Annotated in this window: 16 protein-coding genes and 1 pseudogene; 11 read left to right on the plus strand and 6 right to left on the minus strand. The window is 55.2% G+C overall.

The features are described 5' to 3' along the window. The first annotated feature begins 221 nt into the window (after positions 1-221). The 8 genes and pseudogenes from E5334_RS07940 to E5334_RS07980 all read left to right on the plus strand — a co-directional run bounded on the left by E5334_RS07940 (position 222) and on the right by E5334_RS07980 (position 9868). Positions 222-818: a 5-formyltetrahydrofolate cyclo-ligase gene (locus E5334_RS07940; protein ID WP_167604353.1), complete on the plus strand. Its 597-nt coding sequence runs from the start codon at positions 222-224 to the stop codon at positions 816-818. Continuing rightward, positions 815-2368 carry a bifunctional folylpolyglutamate synthase/dihydrofolate synthase gene (locus E5334_RS07945; RefSeq protein ID WP_136013059.1) on the plus strand — a complete coding sequence of 518 codons (1554 nt, stop codon included), beginning with the start codon at positions 815-817 and terminating at the stop codon, positions 2366-2368. The genes E5334_RS07940 and E5334_RS07945 overlap by 4 nt, the downstream gene beginning before the upstream one ends. Before the next feature lie 272 nt (positions 2369-2640). Further along, complete coding sequence (locus tag E5334_RS07950) at positions 2641-3072, plus strand: zinc ribbon domain-containing protein (RefSeq protein WP_136013060.1); 432 nt, start codon at positions 2641-2643, stop codon at positions 3070-3072. Between the two features lie 101 nt (positions 3073-3173). Then, the gene (nth, locus tag E5334_RS07955; protein ID WP_136013061.1) at positions 3174-3842 is read left to right on the plus strand and encodes an endonuclease III; all 669 of its coding nucleotides are present in this window, start codon (positions 3174-3176) and stop codon (positions 3840-3842) included. Positions 3843-4116: 274 nt separating this feature from the next. Further along, on the plus strand, positions 4117-4824 hold the full coding sequence (locus E5334_RS07960) for a hypothetical protein (RefSeq protein WP_136013062.1): 708 nt from the start codon (positions 4117-4119) through the stop codon (positions 4822-4824). 745 nt (positions 4825-5569) lie between these two features. Continuing rightward, positions 5570-7501: a threonine--tRNA ligase gene (gene thrS, locus E5334_RS07965; protein WP_275438993.1), complete on the plus strand. Its 1932-nt coding sequence runs from the start codon at positions 5570-5572 to the stop codon at positions 7499-7501. 224 nt (positions 7502-7725) lie between these two features. Next, positions 7726-8934: pseudogene (locus E5334_RS08850) on the plus strand (glycerate kinase family protein). A gap of 94 nt (positions 8935-9028) precedes the next feature. After that, positions 9029-9868: an alpha/beta fold hydrolase gene (locus tag E5334_RS07980; protein ID WP_136013065.1), complete on the plus strand. Its 840-nt coding sequence runs from the start codon at positions 9029-9031 to the stop codon at positions 9866-9868. Positions 9869-10303: 435 nt separating this feature from the next. Here E5334_RS07980 and E5334_RS07985 read toward each other — a convergent pair whose 3' ends face one another. From E5334_RS07985 to E5334_RS08665, 5 genes are all read right to left on the minus strand, one after another. Beyond that, the gene (locus E5334_RS07985) at positions 10304-11089 is read right to left on the minus strand and encodes a PHP domain-containing protein (protein ID WP_136013066.1); all 786 of its coding nucleotides are present in this window, start codon (positions 11087-11089) and stop codon (positions 10304-10306) included. 246 nt (positions 11090-11335) lie between these two features. After that, entirely contained in the window at positions 11336-12118 is a 783-nt protein-coding gene (locus E5334_RS07990; protein WP_167604355.1) for a GntR family transcriptional regulator, read from the minus strand. 291 nt (positions 12119-12409) lie between these two features. Further along, on the minus strand, positions 12410-12868 hold the full coding sequence (locus E5334_RS07995) for a threonine/serine exporter family protein (RefSeq protein ID WP_136013068.1): 459 nt from the start codon (positions 12866-12868) through the stop codon (positions 12410-12412). Further along, positions 12853-13689 carry a threonine/serine exporter family protein gene (locus E5334_RS08000; protein ID WP_136013069.1) on the minus strand — a complete coding sequence of 279 codons (837 nt, stop codon included), beginning with the start codon at positions 13687-13689 and terminating at the stop codon, positions 12853-12855. The genes E5334_RS07995 and E5334_RS08000 overlap by 16 nt, the downstream gene beginning before the upstream one ends. 147 nt (positions 13690-13836) lie before the next feature. Then, entirely contained in the window at positions 13837-15606 is a 1770-nt protein-coding gene (locus E5334_RS08665; RefSeq protein WP_167604356.1) for an Ig-like domain-containing protein, read from the minus strand. A 1194-nt stretch (positions 15607-16800) separates the two neighbouring features. Between E5334_RS08665 and E5334_RS08010 the strand changes: the two genes are divergently transcribed. Next, positions 16801-17958: a hypothetical protein gene (locus tag E5334_RS08010; RefSeq protein WP_136013070.1), complete on the plus strand. Its 1158-nt coding sequence runs from the start codon at positions 16801-16803 to the stop codon at positions 17956-17958. 2 nt (positions 17959-17960) lie between these two features. Here E5334_RS08010 and E5334_RS08015 read toward each other — a convergent pair whose 3' ends face one another. Then, the gene (locus E5334_RS08015) at positions 17961-18440 is read right to left on the minus strand and encodes a DUF6998 domain-containing protein (RefSeq protein WP_136013071.1); all 480 of its coding nucleotides are present in this window, start codon (positions 18438-18440) and stop codon (positions 17961-17963) included. 203 nt (positions 18441-18643) lie between these two features. Between E5334_RS08015 and relB the strand changes: the two genes are divergently transcribed. Together relB and E5334_RS08025 are read left to right on the plus strand one after the other, a co-directional pair. Further along, positions 18644-18871 carry a type II toxin-antitoxin system RelB family antitoxin gene (relB, locus tag E5334_RS08020; protein ID WP_136013072.1) on the plus strand — a complete coding sequence of 76 codons (228 nt, stop codon included), beginning with the start codon at positions 18644-18646 and terminating at the stop codon, positions 18869-18871. Next, entirely contained in the window at positions 18868-19152 is a 285-nt protein-coding gene (locus tag E5334_RS08025) for a type II toxin-antitoxin system RelE family toxin (RefSeq protein WP_136013073.1), read from the plus strand. Before relB ends, E5334_RS08025 begins: the two co-directional genes overlap by 4 nt. Positions 19153-19251 lie beyond the last annotated feature (99 nt).

Consider the following 19251-nt stretch of genomic DNA (forward strand, 5'->3'; position numbering starts at 1 on the left):
GTAATTACTGCCATCATTAGCTGCCGATAAGCCCTAGCGCCCAGGCGTTGGGGCTTATTTCTTATCGGCAGATGCAAAGGGTTGAGGACTGTGAGCTTGTACTGTCGACTCTTGGCCGCGGGCGTCCTATCATCTGTGTCATGACATCTTTTGCGAATTTTCCACATAGATCTGAGGCTTCGGACCTTCCAACAAGCGAGTGGCGCGCTGCAAAGAAAGCTATGCTACGCTCGGAGCTTTTGGCTAGGCGCAACGCTCTATCTGCAGCCGAGCGCGCCGCCGAGGAGCACTTCGTCAATGAGCGGGTGCAGAGATGGCCCCAGTGGGAAAGGGCCGCGACTGTCTGCGGTTATGCGGCCATGGGTTCGGAGATATCATGCAACCAGTTGCTCAATAAAGCCTTGGAATTAGGCAAACAGGTGCTATTGCCAGCCTGTACCTCGGACAAAATGCTTAAGTGGTATCAGATAGAACCCGGTTGGCGCTCTCGTCTCATCCCTCACCCCTTTGGAATGGGAGAGCCAAATCCCTCCCAGTGCCTTTTGGTAGACCCTGTGGCACTCGATCCTGCAACGCTTCTGGTCATCGTGCCGGCAGTGGGGCTAGATCCTCAGACTATGGGCCGGCTAGGCTATGGAGGCGGCTATTACGATCGCTTCCTAGCCACGCTTAATCCAACGGTCACAACACTGGGTATTGGCTATAAATGCCAACAGGTAGCCTTATCAAATATCCTAGAGACTACCGATATTCCTTTACACAGAATCATCAGCGCTTCGCCCGATCTGTGCGGCTGGCGTCAAAAGGAGCATTCATGACTCATGTAGGCACTTTGAGCTATCCCTATCGCATCCCCTTCGACTTTGTGCCCATGAGCTACTCCGAAGCACTGGACCATCTGGCCCACATTCTGCGACTGGGTATTTGCCCCATGCTGGAGACCGTTGAGGAAATGTTGGATGAGCTTGGCCGCCCCGACGCCTACTTTGACATCGTCCAGATCGCCGGCACCAACGGCAAGACCTCAACGTCGCGCTACACTGCTGCTGTTCTAGGGGGAGAGGGGCTGCGCTGCGGCCTTTACACCTCGCCTGAGCTTGTGTCCTACACCGAACGCATGGAGGTTGACGGCGCTCCCATCGTTCCCGATGCCTTTGGCCTCTCCATCGCTGCCGCCGTCGAGGCGGGCAGGCGCGTCAACAGTCGCCGCATCATCCGGGATCTTCGACCCTACGACGTCACTGAGTTCGATACCCTTACCGTTGCCGCCTGTGTGGCCTTTGCCCTGGCAGAGATAGATGTGGCAGTGCTTGAGGTGGGTCTTGGCGGCCGCTGGGATGCCACCACGGCCACCCATCCTCAAGTGAGTGCCGTGACCGGCATCGGACTGGATCACACCCATATCCTGGGAGATACCCTGGGCCAAATTGCTGCCGAGAAGGCCGCCATCATCAAGGCCGGCCAGTCCTGTGTCCTTGGCACGGGCACCCAAACGCCCGAGGTGGCCCAGGTGCTTTTGGGCCGCTGCAAGGAGCAGGGGGTTGTTCCTCAGCTGGTACGCCAGCTGACCTCGGATGCCTGGGACCGTTTTGTAGAGACGGGCCAACAACCCGATCAGTCAGCCTGTCTTGAAGCCGTTGCGCTCCCTGAGGCGTCAACGCCCTCCGCAACGCCTTCCGACCAGCCCTCGCTTCCCAACGAGGCTGTGCGCCTTGAGAAAGCCTTGCTCCCACAAGAGGCCGCGCTTCCCAAGGGCTACTTCACGATCCGTCAGGAGCCCGCGTCTTTGGCCGACGCGCTGGTATTCGACCTGGTGACTCCTCGGTCTACCTACCGCGACCTGGCCGCTCAAAAACCCTACTACCAGGCACAAAACATCGCCTGCGCTGCCCTTGTGGCAGAAAACTACCTGGGCCGCCCCCTCCACCCCGAGGGCCTAGCAGCTTCTGTGGCCCGCTGCCCCACGCCTGGCCGCTTCGATGTGCTTAGAAGCGATCCTCTGCTGCTGGTCGATGCGGCACATAACCCCCAATCCATAGCCGTCTTCCTTGACGGGCTGCGCCGTTTGGCGCCTCAGGTGAAGGATCGCCCCGCACTTCTCTGTGCCGTCCTTGCCGATAAGGACTGCTCCGGGATCGCCCGTCTTTTAGGGCCAGAATTTCCTCAGGTCTATGTATGCCAGACCTCATCTCCTCGTGCGCTGGAAGCTTCAAAGCTGGCAGCCCTCTTCTTGGAAGCAGGCGCTCCTGTGGCAGGGGTCTATCCCTCTGTGGCCCAGGCGCTTGAAGCTACCTGGGGGACCGCTTTGGTGGCCACGGGCTCCATTACGCTGGCAGGAGAGGTGGCGGCACTTCTCGGCAGGAAATGAAAAGTGAGCTTCGAAGCACGTTCGGGCACGCTTGCGTGCGCTCGGACACGCCTTGGCGTGAGGGGCGATCAGGTGGCGGGGGAAGGGCTTCTCGGCAGCTGAAGGGAAACTTACTAAATCGTCACTGCGGCGGCCGTGGAATGACGGTGACGATGGCCTGAGGACCTGAGGCTTTCGGTACAATGAGCAGCGATGGCTATCTGTCGGGATATGATACTTGGCGGTGCGCCTGCCTACCTTCGCGCTCTAATTGGACTAAAAGGAGCCAGTTCATGCGAGAATTGCTGGATCAACTTATTACGCCTGAGGTGCGCATGGTGCTTTACCTCATGCTGGCGTGCGTGGTAATGCTCTACATGCTCTCCATCGTCTACGTGATTCGCGATGCTCAGCGTCGTGGGGCGGAGCCTTGGTGGCTGTGGGCCATTATCTCGGTGGTGCCCATCGTAGGCCTTCTGGCCTATGTGATCTTGCGTCCCAGCTCCTACTTGGTGGATCGCGAGGAACAAGACCTGGATATCGCGCTCCGTGAGCATCAGCTGTCTCACTATGGCATCTGCCCCAAGTGCGGTACGCCCATCGATCGCGACTTCATTGTGTGCCCCATCTGCAACACCCAGGTGCGCAACGTATGTCCCACCTGCCATCGGCCGCTCAATGCAGACTGGAAGGTATGCCCCTACTGCCGCACTCGCATCCAGTAACGGCTTGGCCAAGAAGCAGCTCGAGTAGCAGCCTGGCCACAATCGGTATTTGCAGGGCCCGCTCATTGGCAGTGGGCCTTTTTCATAGAGAGGAGCTCTTTATGCCTCGTGAACTTATGGCCCAAAAACGCCAGCGTGCAGCCCAGATTGAGGATCGCATGTTTGACTATTACGGAGAGGGCGCCTGCTCGCTAGACTACGACGATCCCTTCAGGCTGACGGTGTCTGTAGTGCTCTCGGCCCAGTGCACCGATGCGGCGGTTAACAAAGTGACCCCATCGCTCTGGGAGCGCTTTCCTACGCCTGCAGATCTTGCAGCCGCTTCCCTAGAGGAGATAGAAGAGATCATCCGACCTTTGGGCTTTTATCACGCCAAGGCCACCAAGCTCAAGGGTTTGGCTCAGATGAGCGTGGCAGAGTATGGGGGTTCCGTGCCCCACGACATCGACGAGCTCCAACGTCTTCCCGGGGTGGGGAGAAAGACGGCCAACTGTGTGATGTGCGAGGCCTTTCGCGATCCCCAAGGCATCGCGGTGGATACCCACGTCTTTAGAATCGCCCATCGCTTGAAGTTCTGCGGCCCCGCTGCCAAGACTCCCGAGAAGGTCGAGGATGCTCTTTTGCGCCTTTATCCTCAGGAACAATGGCTCTATATAAACCACCAGTGGGTCCACTTTGGCCGAGAGTTCTGCCGCGCCAAAAAGCCGCGCTGCTCCGAGTGCTTTATCTCTGACCTTTGTCCCAGCTTTCCTGAGAAAGACAGCGTTTAGCGCGCAGTGCAAGTGTTGGGAACGCGATGAGCGGGGAACCCGAGGATGATCTGGGGCTCGGAAGACTTAGGAGCGGTCTCAGGACTCGAGAGTCTTGGAGCTTCTTGATGGTCGCTCCATTACACCCCACCGCTTCATTGCGCTTGAGACTTCCAACTGCATCCGCTGGTCCCTTCATTTAACTATGGTTATTGATGTGGGACGTGGACGGTGGCGCCTTTAGTTGAATAAGGGGGTAGGAACCCTTCGAACGATTTATTCGAAGGAGGCCCCTATGGCCAAGCAAGACAAACATAATAAGCGTCTCGACCCCAATGAGGTGGGACGTCGTGTTCAGGAAGAGCTTGAGAAGGTGAGAGCTACGCCGGTGAAATCCTCTGATGACACATTGGCGCAGGATGACGATCTGGAGATGGCCACCGTGGAGGAGGTATTGCCACCTGCTCAGACCACTCCTCAGGAACTAGAGAACGAGCTGGCTGCCTACCTGATCGATACTGCGGTGCGCTCGGTAGACACAGAGAACCAGCGTGGCCGCTCTATTGCTTCCTACTCCAGCCGTCTGCTCATTGGTATTGCGGTACTTGCCATTGTGGCACTTGCGGTTGCTGTCCCCACCATTCTCATTCTGGCTCCCGGTTGGGAAGCCGTGCTTATGACGGCTCTCTTTACCGGCGTTTTGGTACCACTGTTGGTAGCGTTTTTGCTGGCAGTGACTGCTGGCGCAGGATCGGCCCGGATGGTCAAGGGTGTGCCGGCCGATCTCTTTTCCACTTCTATATCTGCCCCAGTGAAGACCAAGATGGAGCTGGCCAAGCGCATTTGCGCCGCCGAGCAGGAGCGTTACGAGGAAGCCAGCCATGTTCACGACCGCGTGGCCGGCGCGCTTACCGCTGCTCGCATCCTCATGCTCATTGCAGTGGGCTTCTTTGTAGTGGCGTTGGTATTCCTCTGCGTCATCATGCTCATACACGTTGCCTAGATTTGATCTCACAGCTTAAAGGCGTGAGGTGTGGCGGCAGGACAGTTTAGGCTGTCCTGTCGCTTTTTTATTGCGGGTTGGTAGGGCATATTGCGAGTGGCGAGGATTTTCAGATTGCTTGGAGAGTGCAGGGGAGGTCTGGCGCTTGCAGCTCGCACTCCATATGCACGTGCGGTGGGTCTCAATTCGCATTTCGTGCTTCGTATGCATGCGAAATGATTCCGAACCCGTATATCGGCCAGCTGGTGAGCTGGGGTTTTGTAAAACCCCAGCACACATAGGCTGCGAAATACGAGACTGGAGCGCTCGGGCATGCAACTGCGCCGCCATATGCGAATCCCGCGATGAAGCGTGCGCATCTACTCCCTGTGCATCCCGCATCAACTCCCCGTACTCCGCGCCAAAACCCCGCATCCCCTCGGCACACAAATACAAAAGCGGTTTAGCGCGACATCCTTTTTCCAAGAGGGGTACCATGACTGGGAGCCGGCAGAGGGCTGGCATTTCAGGGAGGGTTGTTAGCGATGCAGCAAGGCATGAACAAGCACCTGGGCCACAGGTTGGTGGTCGCCTGCGTGCATTCGCTCACGCTCACTCAAACTATCTAGGCGCCCCGGCAGGGCTGCACAGGCAGCCGTTCGGTGAGCGCCGTCTTCTCAGGGCTTGGGGCAACGTATGCCTGCGCAAGCCCTATTTCGTCGTCCAACGGCCATTGTGAGGCCGAGAGATTAAGGGAGAAGTACCCATGTCCAATCAGATTTCTGTACAGCTGCCCGACGGCTCCGCTCGTGAGTTGCCCGTTGGCGCCGCCGCGCAAGATCTGGCTGCCTCCATTGGCGCCGGTCTGGCAAAGGCTGCGCTGGCCGCTAAGGTCAACGGCGTCCCGGTGGATCTGGCCTGCCCCCTTCGTGATGGCGACCAGGTAGAGATTCTCACGCTCAAGAGCCCAGATGTCCTGCCAATTCTTCGTCATTCCTGCGCTCACATCATGGCTGAGGCCGTGAGCGAGCTCTTCTCCAACGTCGCCCTAGGCATTGGCCCTGACGTTGAGAATGGTTTTTACTACGACTTCCAGACGCCTGATCAAATCTCTTCCAACGACTTTGAGCGTATCGAGGAGCGGATGCGCGCCATTATCCGCGAGGATAAGCCCTTCGTGCGCGAGGTGGTCTCTCGCGATCAAGCCCAGGAGATCTTTGCCGACCAGCCCTTGAAGCTCGAGCTCCTCGACGATATCCCTGCCGAGGAGGATGTCACCATCTATCGCCACGGTGACCACATGGAGCTGTGCCGCGGGCCGCATGTAGCAAGTGCGGGCAAGATCCCTGCCGACTCCTTCGAGCTCCAAAAGGTGGCTGGCGCCTATTGGCGCGGTGACGCCAACAACGAGATGCTCCAGCGCGTCTACGGCGTCGAGTTCGCTACCAAGAAGGAGCTCAAGGACTACAACCATATGATGGAGGAGGCCAAGAAGCGCGATCACCGCATTCTGGGTCCCAAGCTGGGCATCTTCGAAACGTTGGACGAGGTGGGCCCCGGCCTGCCCCTGTTCTTCCCCAAGGGCGCCCGCGTGGTGCGCACCATGCAGGAGTGGCTGCGCAAAGAGCTCTATCGTCGTGGCTACGAGGAGGTCATCACCCCGCATGTCTACAAGTCCGGCGTGTGGAAGACCTCGGGCCACTATGACTTCTATAAAGAGAACATGTACTTCTTCAACGTCAACGAGGGCACCGACGACGATCCTCGTCTGTCCGAGTTTGGCGTGAAGCCCATGAACTGCCCCGGCCACGTGCTGCTCTATCGCTCCAACCTCCACAGCTATCGCGACCTGCCCCTGCGCTACTTCGAGTTTGGCACAGTCTATCGCCACGAGCTCTCCGGCGCGGTCAACGGCCTGTTCCGCGCCCGCGGCTTTACCCAAGACGATGCCCACGTCTTCTGTCGCGAGGATCAGGTGGTAGACGAGGTGGAGTCCATCATGGGCTTGGTAGATCAAATCATGGGCACCTTCGACCTGCCCTATGAGTGCGAGATCTCCACGCGCCCAGCTCACTCCATCGGCACTGACGAGATGTGGGACAAGGCCGAGTCCTTCCTCAAGGAGGCCCTGGAGAAGCGCGGCGTCCCCTACGACATCAACGAGGGCGACGGCGCCTTCTACGGCCCCAAGATCGACGTCAAGGTTAAGGACTCCATCGGCCGCACCTGGCAGTGCTCCACCATCCAGGTGGACTTCAATCTGCCTGAGCGTTTTGATCTCACCTATCGCACGGCAGACAACACCGTCGAGCGCCCCTGGATGCTCCACCGCGCCATCTTTGGCTCCATCGAGCGCTTCTTGGGCATCCTCATCGAGAACTACGCCGGCGCCCTGCCTCTCTGGCTGGCTCCGGTCCAAGCCGAGATAATCCCCATCGCCGACCGCCACTTAGACTATGCCGAGGACGTCGCCAAGAAGCTGCGCGCGGTAGGCGGCCGCATCGAGGTAGACAGCCACTCCGAGCCCATGCGCGCCAAGATCGCCAAGGCTCAGGAGCAGAAGGTGCCCTACATGCTGGTAGTGGGCGACAAAGAGGCGGAGGAGGGCACCGTCTCTGTCCGCGAGCGCACCGAGGGCGACCAAGGCACCATGACGGTGGATGACTTTGAAAAGATCATCGCCGACGCCCAGGTTTAACGCCAGCTCTCTCGCCAGCGCGCAAGGCGAAAGCGGCACATGGGTAGCGATAACCATTCGCTGAGCCGCAGCCCTTGGCGTTCCTTGCCGAGAAACCCAAAGCCCACGGGATTGCACTTCTCCCGTGGGCTTTCTGTTTGGGAAGTGAGGGGACGCCTTTCTTCAGAAACGGTAAGCTGTAGCTATGTGCTCGCTGCCAAAACCTCGAAGGCCGGGTGAAAGCCATGGCTCCACCTCCCGTGTTTGTGCTGTGTCCAGATTCTTTCAAGGGCACATTTTCCTCTACCCAAGTGGCGAGGGAGTTGAAGAAAGCGGCTCAGGCCCGATTTCCCGGCTGCGTGTGCCGAGTGCTGCCTGTGGCTGATGGCGGCGAAGGCACTGTTGACGCGCTGGTGGACGCCCTAGCCGGCCGCAAAGTCACGGTGGAAGTCTCCGGTCCTTTGGGAGACCCTCTTCTTGCGACCTTTGGCCTGGTGCGTCCCAAGGTCGCGCTCCCTTATGATCCAGCTTCGCTCCAGTCTCATGATCCGGGCTCGCCTCAGCCCCTAGAGGCCATCATCGAGATGGCAGCCGCCTCGGGATTGCCGCTGGTAGAAGGCAGGCAAGATATCCTCTCTGCCTCCACCTACGGCACCGGCTAGCTCATTCAGGCTGCTCTGGACGCCGGAGCGAACGCGATCACCTTGGCCGTGGGCGGCTCGGCTACTAATGATGGGGGCATGGGGCTTTTGAGTGCCCTGGGCGTAACCTTTGCCGATAAGGAAGGAGTCTCACTGTCGGGAGGCGGTGGCTCCCTGGAGCAGGTGGCTCGGATCGATCTCTCCGGTCTCGATCCTCGACTGGCTCATACTCCCATAAAAGTGCTCTGTGATGTAAACAATCCTTTACTGGGATTCCAGGGATGTGCCCGAGTATTTAGCCCTCAGAAAGGGGCAACTCCCTCGGAGGTGGAGCGCCTCGAGAGAGGTATGGCATTCTATGCTGACGCTCTTGAAGAGGCTGCAGGGCGGCAGGCCCGAGAGCTTCCCGGAGCTGGTGCCGCCGGCGGCTTGGCCTTTGGCTGTGTGGTAGGCCTCGGGGCCCAGCTGGTAAGCGGCATAGAGCAGGTGCTGCAACTCGTGGGTTTTGAAGAGATCGCAGCCACCGCAGACCTGGTAGTCACGGGCGAGGGGCATCTGGATGCTCAGACCTCTCATGGCAAGGTGTGCGCCGGCATTGGAGCGGTATGTCAGACGCTCCGGGTGCCTTGTGTGGCCCTCGTGGGCAGTGCTGCCATTGATGCACCGGAGATTCCGGGTATCCAGGTGGTCGTGCCCTGCGTGGGCGATGTCATGGATCTAGATGAGGCGCTGGCCCAAAGCCAGCGCACATTAGCCCAGGCGGCCGCGAGACTCTTTGACTTGCTGGCGTTGGGAGCAAAGCTACAGACATAGCTGCGGCAGATTCCTATACTTTAAGGGACCCGCCCACCCCAACCCCAACCACTGCCTGATCGTCCGTCCCCACTCAGGATCCCCAGGAGGTTCCATGAAGTTTGCCGACGTCACGCCCACTAAAATTTCTGTTGCCCCTAATGTCTCCCTCAATGTCTGGGATGCCGGCCCCAAAGACGCCCAGACCCTGCTCTTTATTCCCGGCCTCACCTTTTCTGGCGCAGTCTTTTGCCACCAGTTGGATCACTTTTCGGATCGTTATCGCGTGGTGCTGGTAGACCCCCGAGGTCAGGGTGACTCCACCACCTGTTCCGAAGGCAACAACTACATGGCCCACGGTGCCGACCTCATCGAGCTCTGTCGCCAACTGTCCATTCACAAGCCTGTGCTGGTGGGGTGGAGCTGCGGAAATCTGGAGGCCTGGAGCTTTGTGCGCCAAGCCGGCTGGGATGCGGTGGCAGGTCTGGTGACGGTGGACATGAGCCCGCTGCCGTTGAACAGCGATCCTTCCGCCTGGACCGAGGGCACCCCCGACGAACTCCGCGCCGTAGGCACCCAAGTGCTCACCAATGACGAGGCTGCCGCCGGTTTTTGGGACGAATACCTGCGGGAAGTCATGTGGCAAGGCCCGCTCACCCAAGCGCAGTACGACTACTTCATGGGCCTTGGCGCCGGCTGCACCCGAGCCACCTGCCACGAGCTCTTCTGCGACGCCATCCTCTCTGACTACCGCCCTGAGGCTCAAGATGCCGATAAAAACCTGCCCACCCTCATGTACGTCGCTGAGCACTGGGCAGACGTAGCGGTGCCCTGGTTTAATACTCTATGCCCCAACACGCCCACCGAGGTGCTCGGCGCCCATCTCATGGCCAATCAGTACCCCCAGCAGTTCAACGCCCGCCTCGAGCAGTTCCTCCAAGAAGCGAATCTCTAGGGGAGTAGCAAGCTCGCTTAATCTTTCCATCAGCAATTCGCTGTAGCCAATAAAGCCTCGGACTCCAAATTCGAGGCCTTATTGATTATTAGTCCTGCCAGACCTTGCGCTCTACATCTGTCATGGTTGTTTGAAGCCATGGATCACATGGCTCAGAAGTGTTTTGCGCATTATTGGCAAGAAGTGATTCCAAGGTTATCGAACGATCTGCTTTTACTCTCCTATGATCCCTGGAAGTACTGTTGCTATCTATCTTGGCTTCACTTGGTACATTCATTTATTATTCCCCTCTCATTGGGTTCATCCAGTTTAAACGAGCGATATACAAAAGCCGCCCTATTCACCACAAGTGGCAAATAGGGCGGTGCGTTTTGCACAGGAGCCAACCATTCCTGCACCCATTAAGGGTCAATAGGTAAGCGCGGTCGCAGTCGCTTAGCTTGCCATTGCTACAGCTCCCTCGTTGGCAAACCCGTGGAACACTGCCTTGTGCTCGTGATAGCTATAGACGCCTTCAAAACCCAGCTCCTGAAGCATTGCTTCAAGTTCATCCACACCACGGCCAATCATCCAGGATTCTGTGGCCAGGCTGCCCAGGGTAATGAAAGAGCCACCTAGCTCACGATAGAGAGCCAAAATGTCATAGAGTGCCTTATCGCGAGTCAGACCAGAGCGCACGCAAGATCCGTCAATGGCAAGTGCGCAGTTGTGAGAGATAAGGCTCTTCAGGATCTGAACCACAAAGGGCTTGATCTGCTCAAAAGGCACCAGCGCAGTGTAGCGGCGCACCAGATCCACCAGAGCCAGAGCATCCCAACCTTCCAGCCTATCTACCACGGCGCAAAGCTCCATGTAGTAGCGCTGTTGAGCCTCTGCCGCATCGTGCTCAACAGTGAAGCTTCCAGCTACCTCTTCATCCATTATCTTGTCCGCGTAAAGCATTATGACATCGGCTTCGTGAGCCTCATCGATGGCCCTTTGGGCTTCAGCGATCCTATGCGCCTGGGCATCCACCATAATGCCCCGAGTCACTTTCATGCCTGCAGGTGCATAAGCGGAGGCCTTCGCCAAGGCACTGGCTCCTGCGGCGGTGCAGCTGGTGGCGTGACGAACAAGGCACACTTCCGAGGCACCTTGCCCAGCAGCTTTATGAACCACTTCGGCGAGAGCGACAGGGGAGGACATGCCAAGGCTGCAAGCGATGGAAGAATCAACAATCATGGGGGCATCTCCTTTATTGGAGTCATTACTTTTGATGCCCCCCCATACTAGGGCTAATAGCATACAAATTGTATGCTTAGATTTGTATCTCTTTGCGCTATCGCTCTCGCAGCGAAAACGCCCACTACAATGCCCATATATGCTGGTAAGTCACAGATATATTGTCACTTTGTATGGATGAAGATCCCCACACAACTCCGCATCAGTACAAGACTAGCAAAATACAAATGGCTTACAAAGAGACGCTTAATACCTATGGGAATAGCTCACTTCATCTGGCCTTATGTCGATGTCAAAGCGCGTGTTCTCACCCGTCTCATACCTCACGGCAGATTCCCAAGCACGCCCTTCTGCATCATAGGTAGTCCGCTGAATCCTAAAGCACGGCGCTCCGGCATCAATTCCCAATACCTCAGCCACCCACTCTGGCAAAGAGGCAACGCCGTAAGCCTCATGAATCCGCTCCAGTGATGTGCCTGCATCTTCCATTGCCTCTGAGAACATCTCGTAGAACGACCTGCCCGCTGTCTCGCTATCAAGCTCAGGCATCAGCTCCACAGGCACAGCCACGTTGGCGACACACAGCGGAATACCATCCGCATAATCTGCCCTCACGATGTCCCATACAGGCTCAGGTATCGACAATCCCAATCCCGCCATCTGAAACGTGGTAGGCCGCACCTTTTTAATTGAAAGAATCTTGCTTGAAGGCTCATAGCCCAGAGCACGCATCTCGCTATGAAAGCTCGGAGCGCCCTCAAAACTTCGATGGATCCGGCGTCTCTTTACAAACGTTCCCTGACCAGCCCGCCGAGTCACGCTTTTCCACTCAATAAGCTCGTTATAGGCTTTTCGCACCGTGGAGCGGCTCAAATCCAACGCTTCACAAAGCTCCATCTCAGTAGGTAGGGGATCGCCAGGCTGCAGCGTTCCATCAGCCAGCCCAACCTCAATCGCCTTGCTCAGGGCATCGGCCAGCTGCCTATAGAGCGGCACCTTTGACCCATAGTCAAGGTCATCTTTAGTCACAAGCATGCCGGCCCCCAAGCGTTATCCCACGGCATAATCCCACGTCATGCGCTGCTTCTATGCTACCCACCATCGCAAGGCTAGTCCAACGCCTCAAAGCGACTCGCCGCTTGTCGCTCCATGGAGAAACGCAAGGGCTGCATTTATGCATCATTAATACAACCAACACGATGACTGCGTTAGTAACCCCTCTGTGCAACTAACGTAGAACATTTCCAGAGGGACAAAATACTCTCAATAACCTAGCAAATTAAAACCCTTATGAACTGCAGCCCATCGGCGCCACTCTCCCTACCGCAGCCGATCCTTCGCCCGCGTCTTCACCTGTGTCAGCGCATAGGGCACCGCGCTTACCAGCACCATGCCTAGTATCAGCATGCCGGCTACCGCCAGCGCCTGCAGCCCCCACTCAAACCCAGAGTCCATCTTGCCTTGCAACAGCGCCACCATCATGCGGTACACGTCCCCGCCAGGCACCAACGGGATCAATGCTGGGGCGGTAAACGTTGTGATGGGCACTCTCGCCACCCGTGCGCATACCCAAGAGGCGCAGGTAAACGCTACTGCGCCGTAAAATGCGGCTGCAGGCTCTTCAAGCCCCTGATTCACCACGCTCTGGTACACTGCCGTGCCCAAAGCTCCAATACAACCGGCGCACAGCAGCAGGCGCCAATCCCGCACGTTATAGAGCAGCCCAAAGGCAGCCGAGGCCAAAAATGCCCCCACCGCCGCCATCATGACAGGGACCATGAGAGCACCCCCGTATAATGCAGCACCACAGCCGACCCTATAGCAATGGCAATGCCCACTAGCAGCGCCTTGCCAAACCGAGCCGTCGCAGACAAAAAGTTTCCCGAGAGCGTATCCAAAATCCCCGTCGCCAGCGTCATGCCGGGCACCAGCAGCATCAGCACTGGAATCAACAGCTTGTCGATACCCAGGGCCCATAGCCGCTGGCAAAGGCAGCAGGCAGCCGTTGCTAACAGCGCTTGCACCAGGATCGTCAGCGAAGAATTGGGGAGGAGCCTCGATGCATAATGCCCTGAAATCTGCGTCACAAATGCGATGATCGCCACGCATGCCAGCGCATCCAGCGAGGTCGTTCCATAGAAAATCGCAAATCCCACCGAGCCTACCGCAGCGGCCGCCCCCAACGCAGCGGGGGAGAAGCGCGGCCCTTCCCGCACCTCCCGCAACTTAGTCAATAACTCCCCGGCTTCCAACTTCCCCTGCTCGCACTGCTGCTCCAGCGCAATCACCCGATCGGTCGCCCAAATGTTATGGGACACCCCATCCAGCCGCGCAATCCGAGTCACCGTCTCACCCTTTGCCACCACGCTCACCATGATTCCCGTAAGCATTACAAAGACAGTGCACTCATCCACCTGCCGATAAGAACTCCCCATCGCACTGGCGGTATCTTCTGCCAGCTGAGTCTCACAGCCGCCTTCCACAAGAATTGTTGACGTCAGTAGCACGGCATCGGCCACTACCTCCAGCAGTGCACCTGCATCTCGACCTATGGACTCACGTGTCTCTCGGACTGTCGCCGATTTCCCCATGGATAACATCCTTTCGTACTTCCTTGGATCCTACCCATGCCACACCCCTCCCAAGGGCGTATTTTGTAGTACCAATAGGGCGTAAAATGTAGTGTCAACACGGCGTATAAAAGGAGAGAAGCCACTCTCTGTGACTTCTCTCCTCAAAACCCAACGCTATTTCTGCCTGACCATCACTACCGCCGACGCACCTACTACCAGCGTTGCCAGCCCCACAAGCACAGCTGGCATCAGTGTGCCTTCATCTCCTGTACGAGGAATGGCCGCAGCCTTCAGCGGGACGCCTCGAGTACGCACCGGCGGAGTCTTCTTTGATCCCGGCTCCTTCGTATCGGGCTTCTTTTGATTCTCCGGCTTTTCAGGATCTTCCTTTGGCACTTCCCGAAGTGTATTGGTGACCGTAAATCCCTCAGTGGCATCACCGGCAATCTCTGAGTCATAGCCCTCTACAGGATCCTCGGTCACTGTATACGCAATCTCGTGACCATCTGCGGCAAACTTCCTCAGCCCGCCAAAGCTGCCTTTCCAGGCATTCACTCCAGATAACGTCAGCGTTTTACCGGTATCTTGGCCATCTGCATAGAGATGCACCGTCACCGATTCCGCGATTCGTCCTTTCCACACCTTGGTTACAGAAACCGCAGTGCGCACCGGATCGTTTGCCACCGTCACCGAGGCTTCGAGCCCCTCGCCTTGTACCTGCACCTCGTAGACCTTGTCACTTTTCTCATAGCCTACCGGCGCCGACTTCTCCCTTACCTTGTACGTGCCGGGAGCAATGATTCCTGAGACAATCGTGCCGTCCTCACCAGTAGTTAATTCAAAAGTAGTGCCATCGGGCCTTTGTACCTCGAAGACTGCGCCAGGAAGCCTCAAAGAGTCATCCTCTGAGGAAGTCTTGATAATGCGAATTTTTCCACCAAGATCGCCTTGTCCCCGGCCTCCAGAATCTGCCGTGCGCACCGTGGAGTTCCTGGTTTCGCTCTTTTCAGAAGAAGCAAGATTTACTTCATTCCTCAGTACTGTACCGCGAGTATAAGTGGTGCGGTAATTAAGTTGATAAGAGTCACCATTCAGATCACCCAGATCCACAGAATAGGACCTCCCATCAGGTGAGATGGTGAGCCGTCCTGCAGTGTCAACCGTTTCCAATACTCGGGTGACGTGGCCCCTCGCATTCATCTCCACCTTGCGAAGAATAAAGCTATCGGCTATGTACTTTTCAGAGCCGGTACCTCCGCTTAAGCGGTCGCTGATCTTCGCACCGGTAAGGTTTTGCTTATCGTGGTTGATGCGCACAGTCCAGTGAGCCTCTGGGTTGTTTGCATCAGGGCTTCCCCATTTTGCAAGCACTTCGTTCTGAATATCTCGGGGGCCTGCAACATCAATGGTTTTTTCGATAACCTTTCCGGCCACTGTGGCATGAATGGTGTTCTTCTCATCTAATTTCAGCTTGGTAGTATCAAAACGGGCTGCAAGATAGATCGAACCACGCACATTCCTTCGCCCCTCCACCCAATTGGTGAAGGTGACCCGCACAGTTCCTCCGCCAGTGGCCCCCGGCTCTACATGGGCTTTGGCAATCACTGTCGTGCCATCTTCTCCGTAGATGTTGAAATCCCTGGCGGTGCTTTCAGAGGGAAACACCATTTGATCGGGGAGGGCCATATCAAAGTAATCGCCCTCATGAAGCTGGTCCCCGTTTGCCGAAGCATCCCAGGTCATCGCAAGATAAAAACGATCTGTATAGTAGATGCGATCCGTATCCTCATGATTTAAGTTTTGAAACGAGAACCGCTCTACATTCACATCCACCGGTTTAGGTGTTGAGGCGGGCCTCGCAATTGCAGACGTGATTCCACTGAGCAGTGTAATTGATGCAATAAGCACCCCAAACAAGATATAAACAATGGGCTTTCTTTTCATGGGGCGTAACCTCCGATTCTCCAACACCATATGTGCACAAAAAAGTAATTCAGTGCTACAATGGCAAGGAATGTTAGGCGCAATGAGCTGCGCTTCCACAAATTGTAGTTACGCAAAGGCTACTGTATATATTTATGAATGTAGAAGAGCCTTCAGAAAAGATGCTTATGAACTTAAAGCAATAGTAAGAAAGATGCACTATGCACTTTGTTCCCTCATTTTATGCATATCTAGATTGCGGCGTCCTCCGACTTCCAACGCATTGTCTGAGGGCTCTGTCTCATTGAACTTATCTCTTCTTCCCAAAGACGTGCTCTAGGCCAACCATTTGCTCGCAAGCTGGTCTTTCTGAAAGATCGCAGCCTCTTATGCCCCTATTTCCATAGCGGGTAGTAAGGCAGCTATCGCTTATTTGGCTGCGTGATGTCGATTTGTGAAACGGCGATTTCTCCGGACATGAGTTTCGGCAAAAGGGCATCTCGCAAATGTGACAGCTGAGAACTCTCCTTTGCGTTTGCCACAATTTGAAGCCGCATCGGCTCAGCAACTTTTGCGAACTTCATGAGATCATCTCTATTTGGTAGAGGAACATTCAAAGCTTCCAAATCGCTTTTCCCCATGTGCGCTACCGTAGTACCTGAAGCGTAGTTTTGGATGAAGCCAAGAAGAGGCTTGAGTACAAAAAAACAGGTAGCTCGGCGTGATTTCGGTTCCAGCTAGAGGTGCAAAATAACAAACTCGTTAATTTAGGACTGCCTTATCACCGAGCCAAAACGTTGGAGCGAACTCGGCATCCATTCCAGCTATTACAAAACCAGGTTCTATGAAAGTGCATTTAGGGTGCTCTTCTGTCGTAAAGAATTGCGGCGTATATGTGCTAAGATCGCGAATCCTAATTAGCGGATATCCGTTCCCGTCCTCATTGAAGAGGGGGGATTAAAAGCCGCCCCGTAAATCACATTTGCGATGTCATAGATGCTACCAATTACTGGGTTATCGTAGCTAAAAAGTTCATCATAGAAGACCTGCATACACTCAAGTAAATAATCATTTGCCATATAAGTGGCACTACATTTTCAAGTGTAAGTATCTGCGGTTGATCAAGTGCATAGGATCTGATCTCTTCGGTTGCGAATGCACCTTAAACAATCAGGTAGTATTAAGAAATCATCTGGTTGGTTAAGGAGACTCTGAATGATAGATCCTAAAAAATCGCTCTGGGGAGCATTGAAGAACATCGATGTACAAGGTCTTGTGGATGGAGCTGCACAAATGGCTGAAGGTGCCACCCAGATTGCCACAGAGGTTGGTTCTGCTTTAGGTGAGACAGCAGAGAGGGTCGGTGCGGGCGTAAACGGCGCAATCGAGGGATTCTCTAAAGGGTTTGGATCGGAGAAGCCTGATAAGGAAAATCTTGATAGAGACGATGTTGATGACATTTCTGATGCCAATGAAGAAATGGCTGACCTTCTAGAAGATATCGAGATTGAGGATTCTGAAGAGGAATTTGCCGATCGATCCTTTGTGGATGGAGATCTTCAAGATGTCATGGATCGGCAGGATCAAGAAGCTGAGGCATTTGCTAAGAAGTTTTTGCTCTCTGCGATCAGGTTGAGGGGCGTCAAGATTGAGCGAGAGGCATTCTTGCAGCAGGAGTTGGCAAAGAGGGGTCTTTCTCAAGCACAGATTGACTTGGCTATAACTGAGCGTCCCGCAGTTGCAGGAGTTGATCCTGAGATTCTTGATGCTATCGCACGTGAATCCATCGCCCTTGAAACTAATAAATCTTCCTGGATGTCCTTTGCTGCCGGGCTTCCCGGTGGTTTAGCTATGGTGGGAACCATTCCTGCTGATATCACCCAGTATTATGTCCATGCATTTCGCATCATGCAGAAGCTTGCCTATACTTATGGTTGGGATAATTTCCTTGACCAAGTTGACGAGACTGATGATGAGACGCTTGCAAAGCTGGCGTTCTTCTTTGGCTGCATGGTAGGTGTTGGAGGAGCAGCTGTTGGTCTTAAAGCCTTTGCAAACAACGCAGCTAAGGCCGTGGCTAAGAATGTAGCTAAAGCCACCCTTACTAAGACAACTTGGTATCCAGTTTTGAAATCGGTTTTGCGTGCAATAGGCGTGAAGGTAACTAAAGTTGGTGTAGGAAAGGCTGTTGGTAAGGTCGTGCCTCTTGTTGGAGGAGTGGTAAGCGGTGCCATGACTTACGTGACCTTAAAGACCGAATCAGGAAAGCTTCTAGAGCAGTTGAAGAAACTTCCTCAGGCTCAGCCAGTGCCTGAGGAAGTCATTGAAGAAGAGGATGTGGTTGTGGAGGAAACCATCGAAGAGGAGGATTAGCTCTAAGGACTATCTTTCTGCAGCTTGGGGGGTGCGATTTTCTCGGCAGCTTGGACGGATTGATTAAGAGTTCGGAGCTTGGTGAGTGAGATGGGTCGTTGGCTTGTCTTTTGCTGCTTGCCGCAAGCTTCCCAGACTTGCTTGCCAGGGCCGTTGCAGATCTCTTCGAAGGATCCGTCGGGATGGATCAGAAGAACAATTAAATAGTTGGGCTCTTCATTCAAGGAGACTCGGGTTCCCTGGGTTGCCTTGATTTGTATGAGTCGACCCTGATGGTCTTCTGCGTCATGGACGGGACGGGAAGCCTCGAAGAGCTTGAGGCCGTAGTAGTCAGCGGCAACTACCTCGCCAAGGCTTCCGACCATGTGACCATCGGGGGTGAAGTGCCTGCCTGGGTAAAGGTTGTTGAGACGATTGGTGATGGCGTAGAGGTCATGGATGGCCTGGGCAGTCTCGGGGTTAGGGTGAATGAAGGTGGCCATGAATGCATCCAATCAAAAAAGAGTAGGTTTGGACTATTCTTCGAAACTGACAGTAAGGCATACAAGAGACGCAAAGGCCTACCGCACAATATAAATCTGTATCTATGTTAGTGGAATAGGCAGGGGCAATTGCAGTGCCAATACCGTACTACGATGGGGTACAATCGTTTTGGCTAAGAGAGTGTGGTTAAGGAAGGTTTGCTATGGCCATGACGAGCGCTGCAATTAGGTTTGCACCTGAAGAGCGTCAGTGGATACAAGCTTATGCTGACATGCAAGGAAAGTCTTTCTCCGAGGTAGTAAGAGAAGCAGCATTAGAGGCGGTGGAAGACGCTTGTGATTTGGCGGCTTATCGAGATGCTTTGGCAGAAGATGACGGCACTCACTATTCCTTGGAGGAGGTCATCGAAGCGGCCATGAAGGCTGAGTGAGCTGGAGAGTAGAGTTCACAAAGCGAGCCGCTAAAGAAGTGGCTGCAATACCTAAAAAGCAACGAATAATGATCCTTGCCTGGATTCAAAAGAACCTAGCAGACTGTGATAACCCTCGGGCGATTATTGGAGGAAAGCAACTGGTAGGAACGCAGGCTAGCTGGCGTTGGCGAGCTGGTAGCTATCGGATTCTTGGACACCTAAAAGATGGGGTCTTGCTTATAGAAGTGGTGCGAGTAGGTCATAGGCAAGGAGTGTATGAGAATGTGCCAGAGCAGTAATTACATATTAGATGTTGTAGTTCTTATCGGCAGTTTAAGATTTGCGTTTGTTGCGCCTTAGAATGCGCTTGGTTTCTTTGATCTCGTGTTCGTCATGGC

Source organism: Muricaecibacterium torontonense (genome assembly GCF_004793925.1).
Taxonomy (GTDB): Bacteria; Actinomycetota; Coriobacteriia; order Coriobacteriales; family Atopobiaceae; genus Leptogranulimonas; species Leptogranulimonas caecicola.